The organism is Shewanella sp. KT0246 (genome assembly GCF_019654955.1).
Taxonomy (GTDB): domain Bacteria; phylum Pseudomonadota; class Gammaproteobacteria; order Enterobacterales; family Shewanellaceae; genus Shewanella; species Shewanella goraebulensis.
Map to the genome: position 1 here is coordinate 1 of NZ_BPEV01000132.1, position 523 is coordinate 523.

Genomic DNA, 523 nt, shown 5'->3' on the forward strand with positions numbered 1-523 from the left:
ATTAAGAGGTAAATCTAGAAGAATTTGGAGGTTCCCCTAGAGCCGCACTCCGGCACATGAGTCACTTGCTGCGGTTGCTCCCTTCCAGGCCTGGCCGAGTTCACAAGTTATCATTGCGGAGGGACCCTAAGGTCACCATAGTTTTCATATCAAACTGATTTGATGTGAACGGCGAGATTATCCCCCAAGCCATTAGCATGATCAAGTTAAATCCTCTCTCTTTTGTCATCTTTGTGCTTGTTTGAACAATGATTACTCAATTCATTCTTTATTTGAGCAAAGATTGTCTCCCTTTGCATAACAAAACTTCGATTGCTCTTATCTATCCAAAAATAAAATTTAGCTTCCAATAAAAAAGATATCACTTACTCCTCCCCCCCCCTTTGAGACATGGATCACAATTTCAACCAAAAACTTGCATTGCAAGCATAAATCTAACTTAAAAAACAAATAAAACAACACAAACATCACATAAAACACTTATTATTAGTAATGGCAATTTTAGCAGTAAGTAATGTATTGG

At 37.9% G+C, this 523-nt stretch carries 1 other RNA gene; it reads right to left on the reverse strand.

Annotated elements, in window-relative coordinates:
* Positions 1-33 precede the first annotated feature (33 nt).
* An RNA gene (gene ffs, locus K5Q58_RS20800) (signal recognition particle sRNA small type) lies at positions 34-130 on the reverse strand.
* Positions 131-523: the final 393 nt, after the last annotated feature.